Origin of the sequence: Streptomyces alboniger (genome assembly GCF_008704395.1) — a bacterium.
Lineage (GTDB): Bacteria > Actinomycetota > Actinomycetes > Streptomycetales > Streptomycetaceae > Streptomyces > Streptomyces alboniger.
This window is the reverse complement of record NZ_CP023695.1, coordinates 2,575,472-2,593,235: the sequence shown is the minus strand read 5'-3', so window position 1 is coordinate 2,593,235 and position 17,764 is coordinate 2,575,472. Positions and strand designations below refer to the sequence as shown.

Genomic DNA, 17,764 nt, shown 5'->3' with positions numbered 1-17,764 from the left:
CGCCCGTGACGGGGCGCTGACGCGGCGGCACCGCCGGTAAGCCCGGACCCCGGCGGGGATCGTCCGTTACGTTGCCTGCATGGTCGTACCCGTACAGCCCACCGTCGACCCGCTGAAGGCGGCCCGCAGAGCCGGCGACCCGGACTGCGACGTCTACCTCACCGGCACGGTCTTCCTCGACATCATCTTCACCGGCCTCGACTCCGCGCCGGTGCGCGGGACCGAGTCCTGGGCGCGCGGCATGGGGTCCAGCCCCGGCGGCGTCGCCAACATGGCGACCGCGCTCGCCCGGCTCGGCCTGCACACCTCACTGGCCGCCGCCTTCGGTGACGACCACTACGGGGAGTACTGCTGGGACACCCTCGAAGGGGGCGAGGGCATCGACCTCACCTCGTCGAGGACCGTGCCCGGCTGGCACACCCCGGTGACCGTCTCCATGGCGTACGAGGGCGAGCGGACCATGGTCAGCCACGGCCACGAGCCGCCGCCGGACGCCGACGCACCGGACGGCGGCGCCCCCTCCTGCCCGCCACGCGCGCGTGCGGCCATCGCCTCGCTGACGCCCGGCACGCACGCCCCCTGGATCGCGCGGGCCGCCCGCAGCGGTACGCGGATCTTCGCCGACGTGGGCTGGGACGACACCGGCCGCTGGGACCTCGCGGCGCTGCCCGACCTGGAGCACTGCGAGGCGTTCCTGCCGAACGCGCAGGAGGCCATGCGGTACACCCGTACGTCGTGCCCGCGGGCGGCCGCTCGGGCGCTGACCGAGCATGTGCCGCTCGCCGTGGTGACCCTCGGCGCGGACGGGGCGTACGCGGTGGACGGGCGGACCGGGGAGACTGCGGAGGTGCCCGCGATCGAGGTGGAGGCGCTGGATCCCACCGGGGCCGGGGACGTCTTTGTGGCGGGTTTCGTCACCGGGACGCTGGCGGACTGGCCGCTGGCCGACCGGCTGGCCTTCGCCGGGCTCACCGCGGCGCTCTCCGTACAGGAGTTCGGCGGATCCCTGTCCGCACCCGGGTGGGCCGAGGTGGGGGCGTGGTGGCGACGCGTACGGGAGTTCGATGAGCAGGACCCGGCGGCGCTGCGCCGGTACAGCTTCCTGGAGGCCCTGCTCCCGGCGGCGAGCCGTCCGTGGCCCCTGCGCAGGGCGGTACCGACGATCGGCTTCCGATCCGCGTAGCCCAGGACGGCGCCGCGTGGCCCGGGACGGCGCCGCGTAGCCCGGACGGCAGAGAAAAGCCCTACGGCTCTGTCAGTGCCGCGTCGTACCCTTGGCAGTGCAAGGTTCACGCGGCCACCAAGCCCCGTACGAGGAGGATGAGCAGGCCTTCAGAGCCGGCCCATGACTCAGACACCGACAACTCACACCGCCGCACAGGACCAGGCGCGAGCCCACTTCGCCGTTCCGGCGAAGCACCCGATGGTGACCGTCCTCGGTTCGGGCGACGCCCTGCTGCGAGTGATCGAGAAGGCCTTCCCGGGGGCCGACATCCACGTCCGGGGCAACGAGATCAGCGCCGTGGGCGCGGCCCACGAAGTCGCCCTCATCCAGCGCCTGTTCGACCAGATGATGCTGGTGCTCCGCACCGGTCAGCCGATGACGGAGGACGCAGTGGAACGCTCGATCGCCATGCTGAGGGCGGACGAGAGCGGCAGCGGCGCGGAGGAGACCCCCGCCGAGGTCCTCACGCAGAACATCCTCTCCTCCCGCGGCCGCACCATCCGCCCCAAGACGCTGAACCAGAAGCGGTACGTCGACGCGATCGACAAGCACACCATCGTCTTCGGGATCGGCCCCGCGGGCACGGGCAAGACGTACCTGGCCATGGCCAAGGCCGTCCAGGCGCTCCAGTCCAAGCAGGTCAACCGCATCATCCTGACCCGGCCCGCGGTCGAGGCGGGCGAGCGCCTCGGCTTCCTGCCCGGCACGCTGTACGAGAAGATCGACCCGTACCTCCGCCCGCTCTACGACGCGCTGCACGACATGCTCGACCCGGACTCGATCCCGCGCCTGATGGCGGCGGGCACGATCGAGGTCGCCCCCCTCGCGTACATGCGCGGCCGCACGCTGAACGACGCGTTCATCATCCTCGACGAGGCGCAGAACACCAGCGCCGAGCAGATGAAGATGTTCCTCACCCGCCTCGGCTTCGACTCCAAGATCGTCATTACCGGTGACGTCACCCAGGTCGACCTGCCGGGCGGCACCAAGAGCGGCCTGCGCGAGGTCCAGCAGATCCTGGAGGGCGTGGAGGACATCCACTTCTCCCGGCTCACGTCCCACGATGTCGTACGGCACAAGCTGGTCGGCCGTATCGTCGACGCGTACGAGCAGCACGACAGCCGCGACGGGAAGTAGACCAGCACCACCATGTCGATCGACGTCAACAACGAATCCGGAACCGAGGTCGACGAGCAGGCGATCCTCGACATCGCCCGCTACGCCCTCGCGCGGATGCGCATCCACCCGCTCTCCGAACTGTCGGTGATCGTCGTGGACGCCGGCGCCATGGAGCAGCTGCACATCCAGTGGATGGACCTGCCCGGGCCCACGGACGTCATGTCCTTCCCCATGGACGAGCTGCGCCCGCCCATGAAGGACGACGACGAGCCCCCGCAGGGCCTCCTCGGCGACATCGTGCTCTGCCCCGAGGTCGCCACCCAGCAGGGCAAGGACGCCCCGACGCAGCACTCCATGGACGAGGAGCTCCAGCTCCTCACCGTCCACGGCGTGCTGCACCTGCTCGGCTACGACCACGAGGAGCCCGACGAGAAGGCCGAGATGTTCGGCCTCCAGGCGGCCATCGTCGACGGCTGGCGTGCGGAGAAGGGCCTGACCGGCCCCTCTCCCGCGCCGACCGTCTCGTAGCGCCATGAGCCTCCAGCTCATCGCGGGCGCCGTCGCCCTGGTCGTCGTGGCCTGGCTCGCGGCCTGCGCCGAGGCGGGCATCGCCCGCGTCTCCAGCTTCCGCGCCGACGAGGCCGTCCGCTCCGCGCGGCGCGGCAGCGCGAAGCTCGCCCAGGTCGCCGCCGACCCGACCCGCTATCTCAACGTGGCGCTGCTCGTCCGCGTGGCGTGCGAGATGGCCGCGGCCGCCCTGGTGACGTACGCCTGCCTGAAGGAGTTCGACAAGACCTGGGAGGCCCTCGCGATCGCCATCGGCGTGATGGTCCTCGTCAGCTACGTCGCCGTGGGCGTCTCGCCGCGCACCATCGGCCGCCAGCACCCGCTGAACACCGCGACCGCCGCGGCGTACGTCCTGCTGCCGCTGGCCCGTGTCATGGGCCCGATCCCGCCCCTGCTGATCCTCATCGGCAACGCGCTCACGCCCGGCAAGGGCTTCAGGCGCGGCCCGTTCGCCTCCGAGGCCGAGCTGCGCGCGATGGTCGACCTCGCCGAGAAGGAGTCCCTCATCGAGGACGAGGAGCGCCGCATGGTGCACTCCGTCTTCGAGCTGGGCGACACCCTGGTGCGCGAGGTGATGGTGCCCCGCACCGACCTGGTCGCCATCGAGCGGTTCAAGACGATCCGCCAGGCCCTCACCCTCGCGCTGCGCTCGGGCTTCTCGCGCATACCCGTCACCGGGGAGAGCGAGGACGACATCGTCGGCATGGTGTATCTGAAGGACCTGGCCCGCAAGACGCACATCAACCGCGACGCCGAGTCCGAGCTGGTCTCGACGGCGATGCGCCCGGCGACCTTCGTGCCCGACACGAAGAACGCGGGCGACCTGCTGCGCGAGATGCAGCAGGAGCGCAACCACGTCGCCGTGGTCATCGACGAGTACGGCGGCACGGCCGGCATCGTCACCATCGAGGACATCCTGGAGGAGATCGTCGGGGAGATCACCGACGAGTACGACCGTGAGCTGCCGCCCGTGGAGGAGCTGGCCGACGGCTGCTACCGCGTGACGGCCCGGCTCGACATCGGCGACCTCGGGGAGCTGTTCGGCCTCGACGAGTTCGACGACGAGGACGTCGAGACGGTCGGCGGACTGCTCGCCAAGCGGCTGGGCCGCGTCCCGATCGCGGGCGCCTCGGCGGTCGTACCGCTGCCGGACGGCCGCGAGCTCGCGCTCACCGCGGAGTCCGCCGCGGGCCGCCGGAACAAGATCGTGACGGTGCTCGTGGAGCCGGTCGAGCCCGCGGGCTCGACCGAGGAGGGGCAGTCCGGATGAGCCCCGAGGAGCTGCGGGCGTTCTGCCTGTCCTTCAACGACGTGGTGGAGGACTTCCCGTTCAACCCGGAGACCTCGGTCTTCAAGGTGGCGGGGAAGATGTTCGCGCTCTCGGCGCTCGGCGGGCGCCCCCTCACCGTCAACCTCAAGTGCGACCCGGACCTGGCGGTCCAACTGCGGGCCGCGCACCCGGAGATCGTGCCGGGCTACCACATGAACAAGCGCCACTGGAACACCGTCACGGCTGACGGTGACCTCCCCGACGAGCAGCTCGGGGAACTCATCGAGGACTCGTACGACCTGGTGGTCGCGGGGCTGCCGCGGGCGCTGCGGCTGCGCCTGGACCGCCCCTGAGAGCCTGTGCCGGACGCGGCCGCGGAGCCTGTGTCAGGCGCGGCCGCGGCGCAGGCCCAGGCCGGTCAGGACCGCGGTCGCCAGGACCACCGCCGCGTCGGTCGCGAGGACCGTCCGGGTGCCCGACAGCAGGTCCGGGGCCGTGGTCGCGAGGACGCCCAGCAGCGGGATGCCGATCGTGATGCCCACCTGCTGCGTGGAGGTGACCAGGCCCGTCGCCAGGCCCTGCTCCCTGTCGGGGACCCCCGAGGTGACCGTCACTCCGTACGAGACGATGGCGCCCAGGTGGAACATGCTCGCCACCGAGACCGCCGCCGTGGCCAGGTACACCGACCAGCCGCTCTCGCCGATGCCGAGCAGCGCCGCCACGAACACGCCCTGGCCGAGCAGTGATCCGACCAGTGTGCGGCGCGCCCCGAAGCGGCCGATGACCTTCGGCGCGTAGACCCCGGCGACCACCGAGAGGACGCCCTGCACGCCGAAGACCATGCCGGTCTCGAAGGCCGACAGGCGCAGGACTTCCTGGAGGTAGAGGGTCAGTACGAAGACGACCGTCGACATCATCGAGAAGGTGACCAGGCCGCCCAGATTGCCCCACGCCACCGTGCGCCGCCGCAGCATGGGCAGCGAGACCAGCGGGGCCGCGGCGCGCGTCTCGACGTATCCGAACGCCGCGAGCAGCAGGACGCCCGCCACCAGCGTGACGATCACGTCGGTGCCGCCGAAGCCGCGCTCGGCGGCTGTGGACAGGGCGTAGATCAGGGCGAGCAGGCCGCCGGTGACCGTCGCGGCCCCCGGCACGTCCAGGCGAGGGCGGTCCGGGGTGCGGGACTCCCGCAGCAGGCCGGGCGCCAGCGGCAGCACGATCAGCGCGAAGAGGGTCAGCAGGCCCATCGTGGAGCGCCAGCCGAGGGTGTCGGTAAGTACGCCGCCGAGCACCATGCCGATCGTGAAACCGAGCGAGAGCAGCGTGCCGGAGATGCCGAGCGCCCGGTCGCGCTGCGGGCCCTCCGGGAAGGTCGTGGTCAGCAGGGACATGCCGGTCGGCACGATGGCCGCCGCGCCCACGCCTTGCAGCGCCCGCCCGGCCAGGAACGAGGCCGGGTCCCACGCGAACGTGGCGAGGAGCGAGGACAGGCCGAAGAGCGCGAGCCCGGCGAGGAACAGCCTGCGCCGCCCGAACAGGTCGCCCATCCTACCGAAGAGGAGGAGGAAGCCTCCCGAGGGCAGCGCGAAGGCGGTGACCGCCCACTGGAGTGCGGACTGGCTCATCCCCAGGTCGGCGCCGAGCACCGGCAGCGCCACGTTCAGTACGGAGAAGTCCAGCGCGACCATGAACTGCGCGGCGCACAGGACGAACAGGACGAGTCTGTCGCGGGAGGAGAGCCGGGGGTTCTGTGGACGCGGCGCCGGGGGAGCGGCCGGTGAGGAGGGAGCGGCTTGCGGGGAGGGAGCGGGTGAGGTGTCGATCGCCATGGTCACGAGCTTGCGGCGGCCAAAACGGCCGTGGGGAGCGGGAACTTATGCTGGTGGTCGGAACACCAGTCAGGGCCTGGGGGAGCGCCATATGTCATCAGCGTCGATCGCGGACACCGCAGGCACCGCGGACCCCGCAGGCACCTCCAAGGCGCGCAGACTCGGGGAGCTGCGGGAGTTCCTGATGAGCCGCCGCGCGCGGGTCACCCCCGCGGAGGCCGGGCTCCCCGGCGGCGGAGGCCGCCGACGCACGCCCGGACTGCGCCGCGAGGAGGTCGCCGTGCTCGCCGGCGTCGGCGCGTCCTGGTACCAGTGGCTGGAGCAGGGCCGCGACATCTCCGTGTCACCGCAGGTCCTGGACTCCGTGGCGCGCGTCCTGAAGCTGGACGGCGCCGAGCGGCGCCATCTGTACGTGCTCGCCGGACTCAACCCGCCGCCGCCCGAAGTCGCGCGGGACGACCGGGACATGTGCGAGGGGCTGCACCGGCTCATCGACACGTGGATGCCGTACCCCGCGCACATCATGGACGCGTACTGGAACTGCGTCATGTACAACGACGCGGCCGCGTCCGTGCTCGGCATGCGCTCGGAGACCTCCGAGAACTGTCTGCTCACCTTCTTCGCCGACTCCATCTACCGCGCCCGCGCGAGCAGTTGGGAGCGCAACGCGCCGCAGGTGGTGGCGATGTACCGGGCCGCGTGCTCGGACCACCCCGACGACGACGGGTTCGCCGCGGTGATCGCCGAGGCGAAGGCGACGAGCCCGGAGTTCACCGAGCTGTGGGAGCGGCGGGACGTCAAGCCCGGCGGGCAGGTCACCAAGGAGATCGAGCACCCGGTCGTCGGCACGCTCTTCCTGGAGTCGACGCAGCTGAAGGTGCCCGCGAGGCCCGACCTCACGATCGTGCTGCACACCCCGCTGCCGCACGCCGAGGCCGACACGGCGGCCAAGCTGGAGTGGCTGGCCTCGGCGGAGGGGCGGCGCGAGACCATCCGCTCGGTCACGGGGTGACTCCCGGGGCGGGCGGGGTGCTCTTTATGCTCGTGCCATGACTCAGAGCACCGACCTCGGTCCCGAGGACCGCAAGATCGTCACCCTCGCCCGTTCGGCCCGCGCCCGCAACGGCGTGCCCGAGGGGGCGGCCGTGCGGGACGAGACGGGGCGTACGTACGTGGCGGGGACCGTGGCTCTGGAGTCCCTCCAGCTCTCCGCGCTCAGGACCGCGGTGGCGATGGCGGTCGCCTCCGGGGCCGAGTCGCTGGAGGCAGCGGCGGTCGTCTCCGGGGCGCAGGCGCTCCCCGCGGAGGATCTGGCCGCCGTGCGGGACCTCGGCGGGGCCGGTACGCCGGTGTTTCTGGCGGGCTCCGACGGAGAGGTGCGGGAGCGGCTCGCGGCGGGCTGAGGCCGTTTTCGGCGGCCCCGTCGCCCTCGCGGTACGGCGGGGCTCGCGGGATCAGGGACAATGGGCGCCATGAGCGTTCGTACCCCGTCATCAGCCGAGCCGTCCGAGGCCGTCCACCGCGCCGGTTTCGCCTGCTTCGTCGGCCGCCCCAACGCGGGCAAGTCCACCCTCACGAACGCTCTGGTCGGCAAGAAGGTCGCGATCACCGCGGACCAGCCGCAGACCACGCGGCACACGGTGCGCGGCATCGTGCACCGGCCCGACGCCCAGATGATCCTGGTGGACACCCCCGGGCTCCACAAGCCGCGCACGCTGCTCGGCGAGCGGCTGAACGACGTCGTACGCACCACCTGGGCCGAGGTCGACGTCATCGGCTTCTGTCTGCCCGCGAACGAGAAGCTCGGCCCCGGCGACCGGTTCATCGCCAAGGAACTGGCGTCCATCAAGAAGACGCCGAAGATCGCGATCGTCACCAAGACCGACCTCGTCGACAGCAAGACGCTCGCCGAGCAGCTCATCGCCATCGACCAGCTCGGCAAGGAGCTGGGCTTCGAGTGGGCCGAGATCGTGCCGGTCTCGGCCGTGGGCGACCAGCAGGTCGGCCTGCTCGCCGATCTGATCGTGCCGCTGCTTCCCGAGGGGCCGCCGCTCTACCCCGAGGGCGACCTCACGGACGAGCCCGAGCAGGTCATGGTGGCCGAGCTGATCCGCGAGGCCGCGCTCGAAGGCGTACGGGACGAGCTGCCGCACTCGATCGCGGTGGTGGTCGAGGAGATGCTGCCGCGCGAGGACCGGCCCGCGGACAAGCCGCTGCTCGACATCCACGCGTTCGTCTACATCGAGCGGCCCAGCCAGAAGGGGATCATCATCGGTCCCAAGGGCAAGCGGCTCAAGGACGTCGGCATCAAGTCCCGCAAGCAGATCGAGGCACTTCTCGGTACGCCGGTCTTCCTCGACCTGCACGTGAAGGTCGCCAAGGACTGGCAGCGGGACCCTCGGCAGCTGCGGAAGCTCGGCTTCTAGCTCAGCGCACCCCCTTGATCCGCGTCACCAGCACCGCCCCCGCCAGGCCGAGCACCGCCGCCGTCAGGTACAGGGCCCGGTAGCCGCCCAGGTGGGTGACCAGCGGGGCCGCCAGTGCCGGGGCCGCCACCTGGGGGAGGGAGTTGGCGATGTTGATGACGCCGAGGTCCTTGCCGCGGTCCGCCGCCCTGGGCAGGACGTCCGTCATCAGGGCGAAGTCCACCGAGGTGAAGACGCCGAAGCCGACGCCGAGGAGCGCCGCCGCGACGATCGCCCCCGGCCAGGTCTGCCAGAGGGCGAGCAGCCCCGTCGCCGCCGCCATCAGCGTGCCCGACCAGATCACGAACGGTTTGCGGCGACCCACCCGGTCCGACCAGGCGCCGCCCGCCACGACGGTCGCGAGCATCGTCACGCCGTTCACCGCGGTCAGGATCAGCACGCCCGCCTCCGGGTCCGCGTGGTGCAGGCGGTCCCGGAGGAAGTAGAGGAGATACAGCAGCACCAGGGAGTTGCTGACGTTGATCAGGAAGCGGGTCAGCCAGGCCCAGCCCAGGTCCGGATGGCGGCGGGGGCTCAGCCAGAAGCCCGCGAGGAAGCTCCGCCCCTTCCACGGGGGCCGGTCGGCGGCGGCCAGGCGCAGGTCACGGTGGCGTACGACGTAGGGCAGAACGCCCGCCACCGTGAAGAGCGCGCACGCCGCGTACCCCGCGACGGTGCCGCCCGCCAGGGTCGCGAGGCCCGTCCCCACGACCACGCCGAGCAGTTGCGCCGCTCCCAGCCAGCCGCCCACCGAGCCGCGCTGGCCGCGCGGCACACGGTCGGGGACGGCCGCCGTGACCGCGGCGAACGCGGCGTTCAGGGTGAGCTGCACCAGGCACCAGCCCGCCGCCATCGCCCACAGGGAGCCCGCCGCCGAGAGCAGCAGAAGTGAGGCGGCGCCGCCCGCCGTGCCCGCCGCGATCCACGGGGTGCGCCGGCCCCAGCGCGAGGTGGTGCGGTCGGACACCGCGCCGAACAGGGGGTTCGCGGCGAGCGAGACGACCGCGCCGACGCCGGTGACCCAGGCGAGCACCGTCTCCTTCGAGGTGCCCGCCGGGGCCAGCTCCTCGGCCTGCACGGCGAGCAGGATCTGGAGCGGGCCGTACCAGCCCACCCAGATCGCGCCGTTGGCCAGCGACAGGGCGCCCGTCCAGCCCCCGCCGACCCGCTCGGTGGGCTCCCGCAGGGCGGTGGCGGTCGTCGAGCGCCCCGCGGTCATGCGCGCTGCGCCCGCAGGACCTCGCGCAGCCAGTGGTAGGACGCCTTCGGGGTGCGCTCCAGCGTGGCGTAGTCGATGTGGACGAGTCCGAAGCGCCGTCGGTACCCCTCCGCCCACTCGAAGTTGTCCATCAGCGACCAGACGAAGTAGCCGCGTACGTCCACACCCGCTTCCAGCGCCCGGTGCAGGGCCCGCAGATGGCCGTCCAGGTAGGCGATCCGCTCCTGGTCGTCGAGACCCTCGTACGAGCAGCCGTTCTCGGTGATGACGAGCGGCGGGAGGCGGTCGCCGTAGCGGTCGCGGAAGGCGGTGAGGAGTTCCGGGAGGGCGTCGGGGACGACGGGCCAGCCGAAGTCCGTGACGGGGTAGCCCTCGATTCTCCGTGGCGCGAAGGGGAGTTCCGGCGGGAGCGTGAGGCCGGAGTACTCGGTGGGGTGCGGGAGCGGGGCGCCCACCTTCGTCGGCTGGTAGAAGTTGATCCCGTACCAGTCCAGGGGCTCCGAGATGACGTCGAGGTCCGCTGCGAGGTCGTCCGACGGCATCAACTCACCGAAGCCGTCCGGGTAGCGGCCGAGGAGCAGGGGGTCGGCGAAGAGGCGGTTGAGGAGTACGTCGTAGAGGCCGGCCGCTTCCGTGTCCTCGTCGGCGGCCGACGCGGGCCAGGTCGGGCCGTGCGAGTTGGCGATCCCGACGTCCCGCGCGCCCGCCGCGCGCAGCGCCCGTACCGCGAGGCCGTGCGCGAGCAGCTGGTGGTGGGCGGCCGGCAGCGCGTCGAACAGGAGCCGCCGGCCGGGTGCGTGCTCGCCGAGGGCGTGGCCGAGCAGGGTGTGTTCCGCGGGTTCGTTGAGGGTAATCCACTTCGTGACGCGGTCGCCGATGCGGGCCGCGACCACGGCCGCGTACGCGGCGAAGCGCTCGGCGGTGTCACGGCTCAGCCAGCCGCCCGCCTCCTGCACGGCCAGCGGGGTGTCCCAGTGGAAGAGGGTGGGGACGGGGCGTACGCCCGCCGCGCACAGCTCGTCGACGAGGCGGTCGTAGAAGTCCAGGCCCGCCGCGTTCACCGGGCCCGCGCCCGTGGGCAGGACGCGCGGCCAGGAGACCGAGAAGCGGTAGGCGCCCACGCCGAGGCCGCGGACGAGCGCCACGTCCTCGCGGTACCGGTGGTAGTGGTCGCAGGCCACGGCGGCGGTCGTGCCGTCCTTCACGTTCCCCGGCACGGCCGTGAACGCGTCCCAGACGCAGGCGCCGCGCTCGGCGGCGGCGCCCTCGATCTGGTGGGCCGAGGTGGCCACGCCCCACAGGAAGTCGCGGGGGAAGGGGGGTATCGGGCTCGCCGCGGTCGCTGCCATGGGCGGGATCCTCCGTACCGCCGAGTACGGAAGTCAATGGGCGTGCGCCGAGAAGATGAACAAAGCTCAGGTTTCTTGCCGGGTCCGCTACGTGCCCTCCTTCAGGACCCGGGAGATCAGCTTCCGCTGCGGCTCGGTCAGCCGCGGGTCCGAGCAGTACACCGTGCGTCCGTCCACCGTCAGCTGGTAGTTGAAGCCGTCCGGCACCCCTAGGGGTGGCGTGCCGCGGCCGTCGGCCAAGGCCTGTTCGGCCAGCGCGTGCCATTCGGGGGCATCGGCCAGCGTCGAGGTCTCCACCTCGGCGTACCGGTCGATGCCCGCGAAACCTCCTGTGCGCTTCACCTGGATACGCATGGGTCCTGTCTACTCCACCGCGCGAGCGGTCGGTAGCGCGCCGTCAGCCGTTGGTGGCCGGTACCCCGACCGTGGACCACGCGTCGACGACGGCCTTCAGCTCCTCGCCGTCGCCGTACTTCTGGCGGGCCGCGGCCACCGTCAGCTTCGCGAAGTCCTCGAACGACGCGTCCTGCGCCAGCTCGCCGCCGGTCAGCACCGCGTACCAGATGTGTCCCGCCCGCTCCCACGAGTGGCCGCCGAGCGCGTCGGCCACCAGGTAGAACGCGCGGTTGGGGATGCCGGAGTTGATGTGCACACCGCCGTTGTCGCGGCCCGTGCGCACGTAGTGGTCCATGTCGGCGGGCTGCGGGTCCTTGCCGAGCACGTCGTCGTCGTACGCCGTGCCGGGCTCCTTCATGGAGCGCAGCGCCTTGCCGGTGACGCGCGGGGCGAGCAGGCCCGCGCCGATCAGCCAGTCGGCCTCGTGCGCGGTCTGGCCGAGCGTGTACTGCTTGATCATCGAGCCGAAGACGTCCGCCATCGACTCGTTCAGGGCGCCGGGCTGGCCGAAGTACGTGAGGTTCGCCGTGTACTGCACGACGCCGTGGGTCAGCTCGTGGCCGATGACGTCCACGGGGATCGTGAAGTCCAGGAAGATCTCCTTGTCGCCGTCGCCGAAGACCATCTGCTCGCCGTTCCAGAAGGCGTTTCCGTAGTCCTCGCCGTAGTGCACGGTCGCGAGGAGCGGCAGGCCGTTGCCGTCGATGGAGTTGCGCTCGTACGACTTCTGGAACAGCTCGAAGGTCGCGCCGAGCCCCGCGTAGGCGCGGTTGACGGTGGCGTCCTTGCCGGGCTTCTCGCCCTCGGCGCGCACCTTGCGGCCGGGAAGCTCCGTGCGGTGCTTGGCGTCGTGGATCGTGCGGTGCGGCTTGTCCGCCGCGGCGTCCTTCGGCGCGGCGACGCCGGGCGCGCCGATGACGGTCGTCAGCCGGCGGTGGGTGCGCTCGGCGGCGTCCCGCTCCAGGGTGCGGCGGGCGGGCACGGCGAGTGCGGGGTCCTGGCTGCGGGCGAGCTCGTCCAGGACGTGGGGCGGAACGATGGTGCAGAAGACAGGCTCGAAGCCCGTCGGGTTGGCGGTCATGGCGGCAATGTGGCACTGGGTCATGCCGCTGTCACTACCTGCCACCATGATTGCTGAAATAGAGGGATAGATCACCACCAGGCGTTTAATCCGGCGCGGTCCCGCATACTGATACGGGCCCGCGCACAGAGCGCGGCTCGGCTAGGCTGCGGCACATCATGCGATTCGGGCTGCTTCTCCTTAGCTGCCGCGGCGAGGGCCTGTAGTCGAGGCCGACCCCCTCCCCGCGGAGTTCGGCGTTGCGCTAAGACCGTCGGCCGTCCTTCAGGACACTTCCGAGGAGCCCCGCAAATGCCGAACTTCCAGCGCCCCACCTCCCTGCCGATCCACAAGTACGGCCGGTACGAGCAGGTCGCCATCCCCGACCGCACCTGGCCGGACAACCGCATCACGGTCGCACCCCGCTGGCTCTCCACGGACCTGCGCGACGGCAACCAAGCGCTGATCGACCCGATGTCCCCGGCCCGCAAGCGCGCCATGTTCGACCTGCTGGTACGCATGGGCTACAAGGAGATCGAGGTCGGCTTCCCCTCCTCGGGCCAGACCGACTTCGACTTCGTACGTTCGATCGTCGAGGACGAGGACGCGATCCCCGAGGACGTGACGATCTCCGTCCTGACGCAGGCGCGTGAAGAGCTGATCGAGCGCACGGTGGAGTCCCTGAAGGGCGCCCGCCGCGCCACCGTCCACCTGTACAACGCGACCGCGCCCGTCTGGCGCGACGTCGTCTTCCGCGGCTCGCGCGACGCCGTCAAGCAGATCGCCGTCGACGGCACCCGGCTGGTCATGGAGTACGCCGACAAGCTGCTGGACGACCGTACGACGTTCGGATACCAGTACAGCCCCGAGATCTTCACCGACACCGAGCTGGACTTCGCCCTGGAGGTCTGCGAGGGCGTCATGGACGTCTGGCAGCCCGACGCCGAGCGCGAGATCATCCTGAACCTGCCCGCCACGGTCGAGCGCTCCACGCCCTCCACCCACGCGGACCGCTTCGAGTGGATGTCCCGCAACCTCTCCCGGCGCGAGTTCGTCTGCCTGTCCATCCACCCGCACAACGACCGCGGCACCGCCGTCGCCGCCGCCGAACTGGCCGTCATGGCGGGCGGCGACCGCGTCGAGGGCTGCCTGTTCGGGCAGGGCGAGCGCACCGGCAACGTCGACCTGGTCACCCTGGGCATGAACCTCTTCAGCCAGGGCGTCGACCCGCAGATCGACTTCTCGGACATCGACGAGGTGCGGCGCGTGTACGAGTACTGCACCCAGATGGAGGTCCACCCCCGCCACCCCTACGCGGGCGACCTTGTCTACACCGCCTTCTCCGGCTCCCACCAGGACGCCATCAAGAAGGGCTTCGACGCGCTGGAGAAGCGCGCGGCGAGCCAGGGCAAGACCGTCGACGACATCGAGTGGGCCGTGCCCTACCTGCCCATCGACCCCAAGGACGTCGGCCGCTCCTACGAGGCCGTCATCCGCGTCAACTCGCAGTCCGGCAAGGGCGGCGTCGCGTACGTCCTGAAGAACGACCACAAGCTGGACCTGCCGCGCCGCATGCAGATCGAGTTCTCGAAGATCATCCAGGTGAAGACCGACACCGAGGGCGGCGAGGTCACCCCGGGCGCGATCTGGAGCGTCTTCCAGGACGAGTACCTGCCCAACCCCGAGAACCCCTGGGGGCGGATTCAGGTCAAGAACGGTCAGACGACGACCGACACGGACGGCGTCGACACCCTCACCGTCGAGGCCACGCTGGACGGCGCGGACACCGTGCTGACCGGGTCCGGCAACGGCCCGATCTCCGCGTTCTTCGACGCGCTCCAGGGCATCGGCATCGACGTGCGCCTGCTGGACTACCAGGAGCACACGATGAGCGAGGGCGCGTCCGCGCAGGCCGCCTCGTACATCGAGTGCGCGATCGGCGACAAGGTGCTGTGGGGCATCGGCATCGACGCCAACACCACGCGCGCCTCCCTGAAGGCCGTCGTCTCCGCCGTCAACCGCGCGGCACGCTAGTCCGCACCCCGGTGCTCCACCGGCCCCGTCCGCCTCTTCGGCGGGCGGGGCCGCGTCGTCTCCCGGCCACCTCCGGCTCGCTCTCCTGTGCGAGGGTGCTGACGCCGCATCACCGATGTGGCTAACATCACGCCAACACGGCAATGCAGCCGGGGAGTTACGGAGGTGCGTGGTGCTGCCAGATCATGGACGAAACGGCCGACAGGCCCGCATCTCGGCCAAACCGGTATCCCGCGGGCGGGCCCTGTGCAGGCGGGTGATCGGCATGAACACCGCCTGGGACGCCGTCGGCGACGGCGAGTTCTTCTGCCCCGCCTGCGGCGGCGACCGCAACTACCAGCGGCTCACCGGCCGACGCCGCTTCGTCCTGCTCGGCCTGCCCCTGGTGCCGCGCGGCGCCGCGGGCCCCGTCGTCCAGTGCGCCGCCTGCCAGGACCTCTTCGACCCCGACGTCCTGGACCACCCCACCACCACGCGGCTCTCCGCGATGCTCCGCGACGCCGTGCACACGGTGGTCATCGCCGTCCTCTCCACGGGCGGCACCACCTCGCGCCCCACCCTCGACACGGCCGTCGCCACGCTGCGCGCCGCGGGCCACGAGGACTGCACCGACGAGCAGCTCGTCGCCCTCGTCGACGCGCTCGCCGCCGACACCGGCCGCGCCACCGAGCCCGACTGCGGACCCGGCCTCGCCATAGAACTCCACGAGGCGCTCGGCCCCCTGGCCCCGCACCTCGCCCCCGCGGGACGTGAGGCGCTGCTCCTCCAGGGCGCGCGGATCGCCCTGGCCGACGGGCCCTACACCCCCGCCGAGCGCGATGTGCTCGCCACGGCGGGCTGCGCGCTGACGATCTGCGCGGAGGACGTGACGCGCCTGCTGGTGGCGGCGCGCACGCCGTCCTGACACGCCGCGCAACACAGTCCGCGCGCCACAGTCCGCGCACCCTAGTCCGCGCGTACTCCGCCGGGAGTAGTCGCCGCCCCCGGCCTCCCCGCGGCGTAGCCGCCACCTCGGCCCCGCGCCCGACGGCACGGGGGCCGCTCCCCGGAAGGGTTGACCCCGAACACGTCACCCCTGCCGAAGGAGGCCCGTCATGGGGGCCGCACCGTCCATCACCACACCACGCCGGCGGCGACGCGCCGTTCCCTGGGTGTTCCTGGGGCTGTGGATCGTCGTCCTCGCGCTCGCCTCGCCCTTCGCCGCCAAGCTCTCCGACGTCCAGAAGGACCGGCCCGTCGACTATCTCCCGGCGAGCGCGGACTCGACCGAAGTCGCCAAGATCCAGGACCAGTTGCCGGGCGGCGAGGCCACCGAACTGGTACTCGTCTATCACCGGGACGGCGGGCTGACCCCCGCCGACCGCGAGACCGCGGGGAAGCAGATCGCCGAGATAGCGGGGGCCCACAAGCTCGTCGCCGAGCCCAAGGGCGTGCCCTCCAAGGACGGCACCACGCTGATGTACCCCGTCGCCTCCACCGAGCCGGGACAGGACGAGGAGAAGCGGGACGCCCTCGTCAACGACGTGCGGGACGTCGCCAGGGACGAAGGCGGGCTGAGCGTCGACGTCGGCGGCGGCGGAGCCTTCGACACCGACGCGAGCGAGGTCTACAACGCGCTCGGCGGCCCCCTGCTCTACACCACCGCAGGCGTCGTCGCGCTGCTGCTCATCCTCATCTACCGCAGCCCGTTCCTGTGGCTCGTACCGCTCGCCGTCGCCGGCGTCGCGGACTACTTCGCGATGGCCGCCGCCTACGGACTCAACCAGGCCTTCGGGACCTCCGTCAGCGGGCAGAGCAGCGGCATCATGACCATCCTCGTCTTCGGCGCGGGCACCGACTACGCCCTGCTCCTCGTCGCCCGCTACCGCGAGGAACTACGCAGGATCGAACAGCCCTACGACGCCATGGTCGCCGCCCTGCGCGGCTGCGGGCCCGCCGTGCTCGCCTCCTCCGGGACCGTCGCCGCCGGGCTGCTCTGCCTGCTCGCCGCCGACCTCAACAGCAGCCGGGGCATGGGCCCGCTCGGCACCGTCGGCGTACTGAGCGCGCTCGTGGCCATGCTGACGCTGCTGCCGGCCGTCCTGGTGCTCCTCGGCCGGCGCGTGTTCTGGCCGCTGATCCCCGCCTACGGCAGCGCGCCCAAGCAGCGGCGCTCGCTCTTCGCCGCCATGGGCAGCTCGGCCGGACGCAGGCCGTTCACCGTCCTCGCCTCGGGAGCCGTCCTGCTCGGCGCGCTCGCCCTCGGCGCCTTCAACCTGCCGGGCTCCCTCAAGCAGGAGGACTCCTTCACCAAGACCCCCGACTCGGTGGCGGCCATGGAGACCCTCGCCGCCGCCTACCCCGAACGCGGCACCCAGCCCATCACCGTCATGACCCCGGCTGGGGACGCCCTCGGCGCCCTCGCCGAGATCCGGGGCACCAAGGGCGTCGTCGGCGCGGAGAAGGGACGTACCGCCAAGGGCTGGACCGAGATCTCCGTCCTCGCCTCCTCCGCGCCCGAGACCCCGGGGGAGACCGCCACCATCAAGGCGCTGCGGGACGGACTCGACGGGTCGTACGTCGGTGGATCCAGCGCCCAGCAGCTCGACCTGAAGGACACCAACTCCCGCGACCGCGCCCTCGTCGTGCCGCTCGTCCTCGCGGCCGTGCTGCTGGTCCTCGTAGCCCTGCTGCGCAGCCTCGTCGCCCCCCTGCTGCTGCTCGCCGCGGTCGTCGCCGTATGGGGCGCCTCGCTGGGCATCGCGGGCCTCGTCCTCGAACCGCTCCTCGGGTTCGAGGGCACCGACCCGGGGCTCGGTCTGCTCTCCTTCGTCTTCCTCGTCGCCCTCGGTGTCGACTACGGCATCTTCCTGATGCACCGGATGAGGGAAGAGAGCCTGAAGGGCGCCGAACCGGGGGCGGCCGCGCTCACCGCCCTGCGCACCACCGGCGGCGTCATCGCCTCCGCGGGACTCGTCCTCGCCGCGACGTTCGCCGTGCTCACCAACATGCCGCTCGTCCAACTCGTCGAACTGGGCTTCGTCATCGCGGTCGGCGTACTCCTCGACACCTTCCTGGTGCGTACGTACCTGGTGACGAGCGCGAGCGTGGCGCTCGGCCGCAAGGTGTGGTGGCCCGGCCCGCTGTCCCGGCCCCGCCCCGCGGCCCCCGCCGCACCCGAGGCCGACCGCGTTCGGGTGCCCTCGCCTTGATCCCGTCCCTCCTGAGGGCGCCCCTCCTCTCCCGGAGGGG

At 71.7% G+C, this 17,764-nt stretch carries 16 protein-coding genes; 11 read left to right on the top strand and 5 right to left on the bottom strand.

The genetic code is table 11. The features are described from left to right. Positions 1–79: 79 nt before the first annotated feature. The 5 genes from CP975_RS11415 to CP975_RS11395 all read left to right on the top strand — a co-directional run bounded on the left by CP975_RS11415 (position 80) and on the right by CP975_RS11395 (position 4,534). Positions 80–1,183, top strand: a complete 1,104-nt coding sequence (locus CP975_RS11415; protein ID WP_055527823.1) for a carbohydrate kinase family protein — start codon at positions 80–82, stop codon at positions 1,181–1,183. A 162-nt stretch (positions 1,184–1,345) separates the two neighbouring features. Further along, positions 1,346–2,362: a PhoH family protein gene (locus tag CP975_RS11410; protein WP_030783507.1), complete on the top strand. Its 1,017-nt coding sequence runs from the start codon at positions 1,346–1,348 to the stop codon at positions 2,360–2,362. A gap of 12 nt (positions 2,363–2,374) precedes the next feature. After that, positions 2,375–2,872, top strand: a complete 498-nt coding sequence (gene ybeY / locus CP975_RS11405; protein WP_030783511.1) for an rRNA maturation RNase YbeY — start codon at positions 2,375–2,377, stop codon at positions 2,870–2,872. A 4-nt stretch (positions 2,873–2,876) separates the two neighbouring features. After that, the gene (locus CP975_RS11400) at positions 2,877–4,181 is read left to right on the top strand and encodes a hemolysin family protein (protein ID WP_055527825.1); all 1,305 of its coding nucleotides are present in this window, start codon (positions 2,877–2,879) and stop codon (positions 4,179–4,181) included. Continuing rightward, the gene (locus CP975_RS11395) at positions 4,178–4,534 is read left to right on the top strand and encodes an MmcQ/YjbR family DNA-binding protein (RefSeq protein WP_055527827.1); all 357 of its coding nucleotides are present in this window, start codon (positions 4,178–4,180) and stop codon (positions 4,532–4,534) included. Before CP975_RS11400 ends, CP975_RS11395 begins: the two co-directional genes overlap by 4 nt. A gap of 33 nt (positions 4,535–4,567) precedes the next feature. Here CP975_RS11395 and CP975_RS11390 read toward each other — a convergent pair whose 3' ends face one another. Further along, positions 4,568–6,010, bottom strand: a complete 1,443-nt coding sequence (locus tag CP975_RS11390) for an MFS transporter (RefSeq protein ID WP_055527829.1) — start codon at positions 6,008–6,010, stop codon at positions 4,568–4,570. Positions 6,011–6,101: 91 nt separating this feature from the next. On the opposite strand from CP975_RS11390, the gene CP975_RS11385 reads away from it, so the two are divergent. From CP975_RS11385 to era, 3 genes are read left to right on the top strand one after another with little or no spacing between them, the layout of a single operon-like run. Continuing rightward, positions 6,102–7,022, top strand: coding sequence for a helix-turn-helix transcriptional regulator (locus CP975_RS11385; protein WP_055527832.1), 921 nt, complete (start codon positions 6,102–6,104; stop codon positions 7,020–7,022). Between the two features lie 37 nt (positions 7,023–7,059). After that, on the top strand, positions 7,060–7,413 hold the full coding sequence (locus CP975_RS11380; protein WP_055527834.1) for a hypothetical protein: 354 nt from the start codon (positions 7,060–7,062) through the stop codon (positions 7,411–7,413). 60 nt (positions 7,414–7,473) lie between these two features. Continuing rightward, the gene (gene era / locus CP975_RS11375) at positions 7,474–8,436 is read left to right on the top strand and encodes a GTPase Era (protein WP_030783523.1); all 963 of its coding nucleotides are present in this window, start codon (positions 7,474–7,476) and stop codon (positions 8,434–8,436) included. A gap of 1 nt (position 8,437) precedes the next feature. Here the strand turns inward: era and CP975_RS11370 are convergent, their stop codons facing one another. From CP975_RS11370 to CP975_RS11355, 4 genes are all read right to left on the bottom strand, one after another. Next, the gene (locus CP975_RS11370; protein ID WP_055527836.1) at positions 8,438–9,694 is read right to left on the bottom strand and encodes an MFS transporter; all 1,257 of its coding nucleotides are present in this window, start codon (positions 9,692–9,694) and stop codon (positions 8,438–8,440) included. Next, positions 9,691–11,043 carry a GH1 family beta-glucosidase gene (locus CP975_RS11365; RefSeq protein ID WP_055527838.1) on the bottom strand — a complete coding sequence of 451 codons (1,353 nt, stop codon included), beginning with the start codon at positions 11,041–11,043 and terminating at the stop codon, positions 9,691–9,693. The genes CP975_RS11370 and CP975_RS11365 overlap by 4 nt, the downstream gene beginning before the upstream one ends. A gap of 87 nt (positions 11,044–11,130) precedes the next feature. Then, positions 11,131–11,397, bottom strand: a complete 267-nt coding sequence (locus tag CP975_RS11360; protein ID WP_055527840.1) for a protealysin inhibitor emfourin — start codon at positions 11,395–11,397, stop codon at positions 11,131–11,133. A 43-nt stretch (positions 11,398–11,440) separates the two neighbouring features. Further along, on the bottom strand, positions 11,441–12,520 hold the full coding sequence (locus CP975_RS11355) for a M4 family metallopeptidase (protein WP_055527898.1): 1,080 nt from the start codon (positions 12,518–12,520) through the stop codon (positions 11,441–11,443). Positions 12,521–12,811: 291 nt separating this feature from the next. Between CP975_RS11355 and leuA the strand changes: the two genes are divergently transcribed. The 3 genes from leuA (at position 12,812) to CP975_RS11340 (ending at position 17,724) form a co-directional block, all read left to right on the top strand. Further along, positions 12,812–14,533, top strand: a complete 1,722-nt coding sequence (gene leuA, locus CP975_RS11350; RefSeq protein WP_055527843.1) for a 2-isopropylmalate synthase — start codon at positions 12,812–12,814, stop codon at positions 14,531–14,533. Positions 14,534–14,705: 172 nt separating this feature from the next. After that, positions 14,706–15,437 carry a TerB family tellurite resistance protein gene (locus CP975_RS11345; protein WP_055527845.1) on the top strand — a complete coding sequence of 244 codons (732 nt, stop codon included), beginning with the start codon at positions 14,706–14,708 and terminating at the stop codon, positions 15,435–15,437. Positions 15,438–15,627: 190 nt separating this feature from the next. Continuing rightward, complete coding sequence (locus CP975_RS11340; RefSeq protein ID WP_055527847.1) at positions 15,628–17,724, top strand: MMPL family transporter; 2,097 nt, start codon at positions 15,628–15,630, stop codon at positions 17,722–17,724. Positions 17,725–17,764 lie beyond the last annotated feature (40 nt).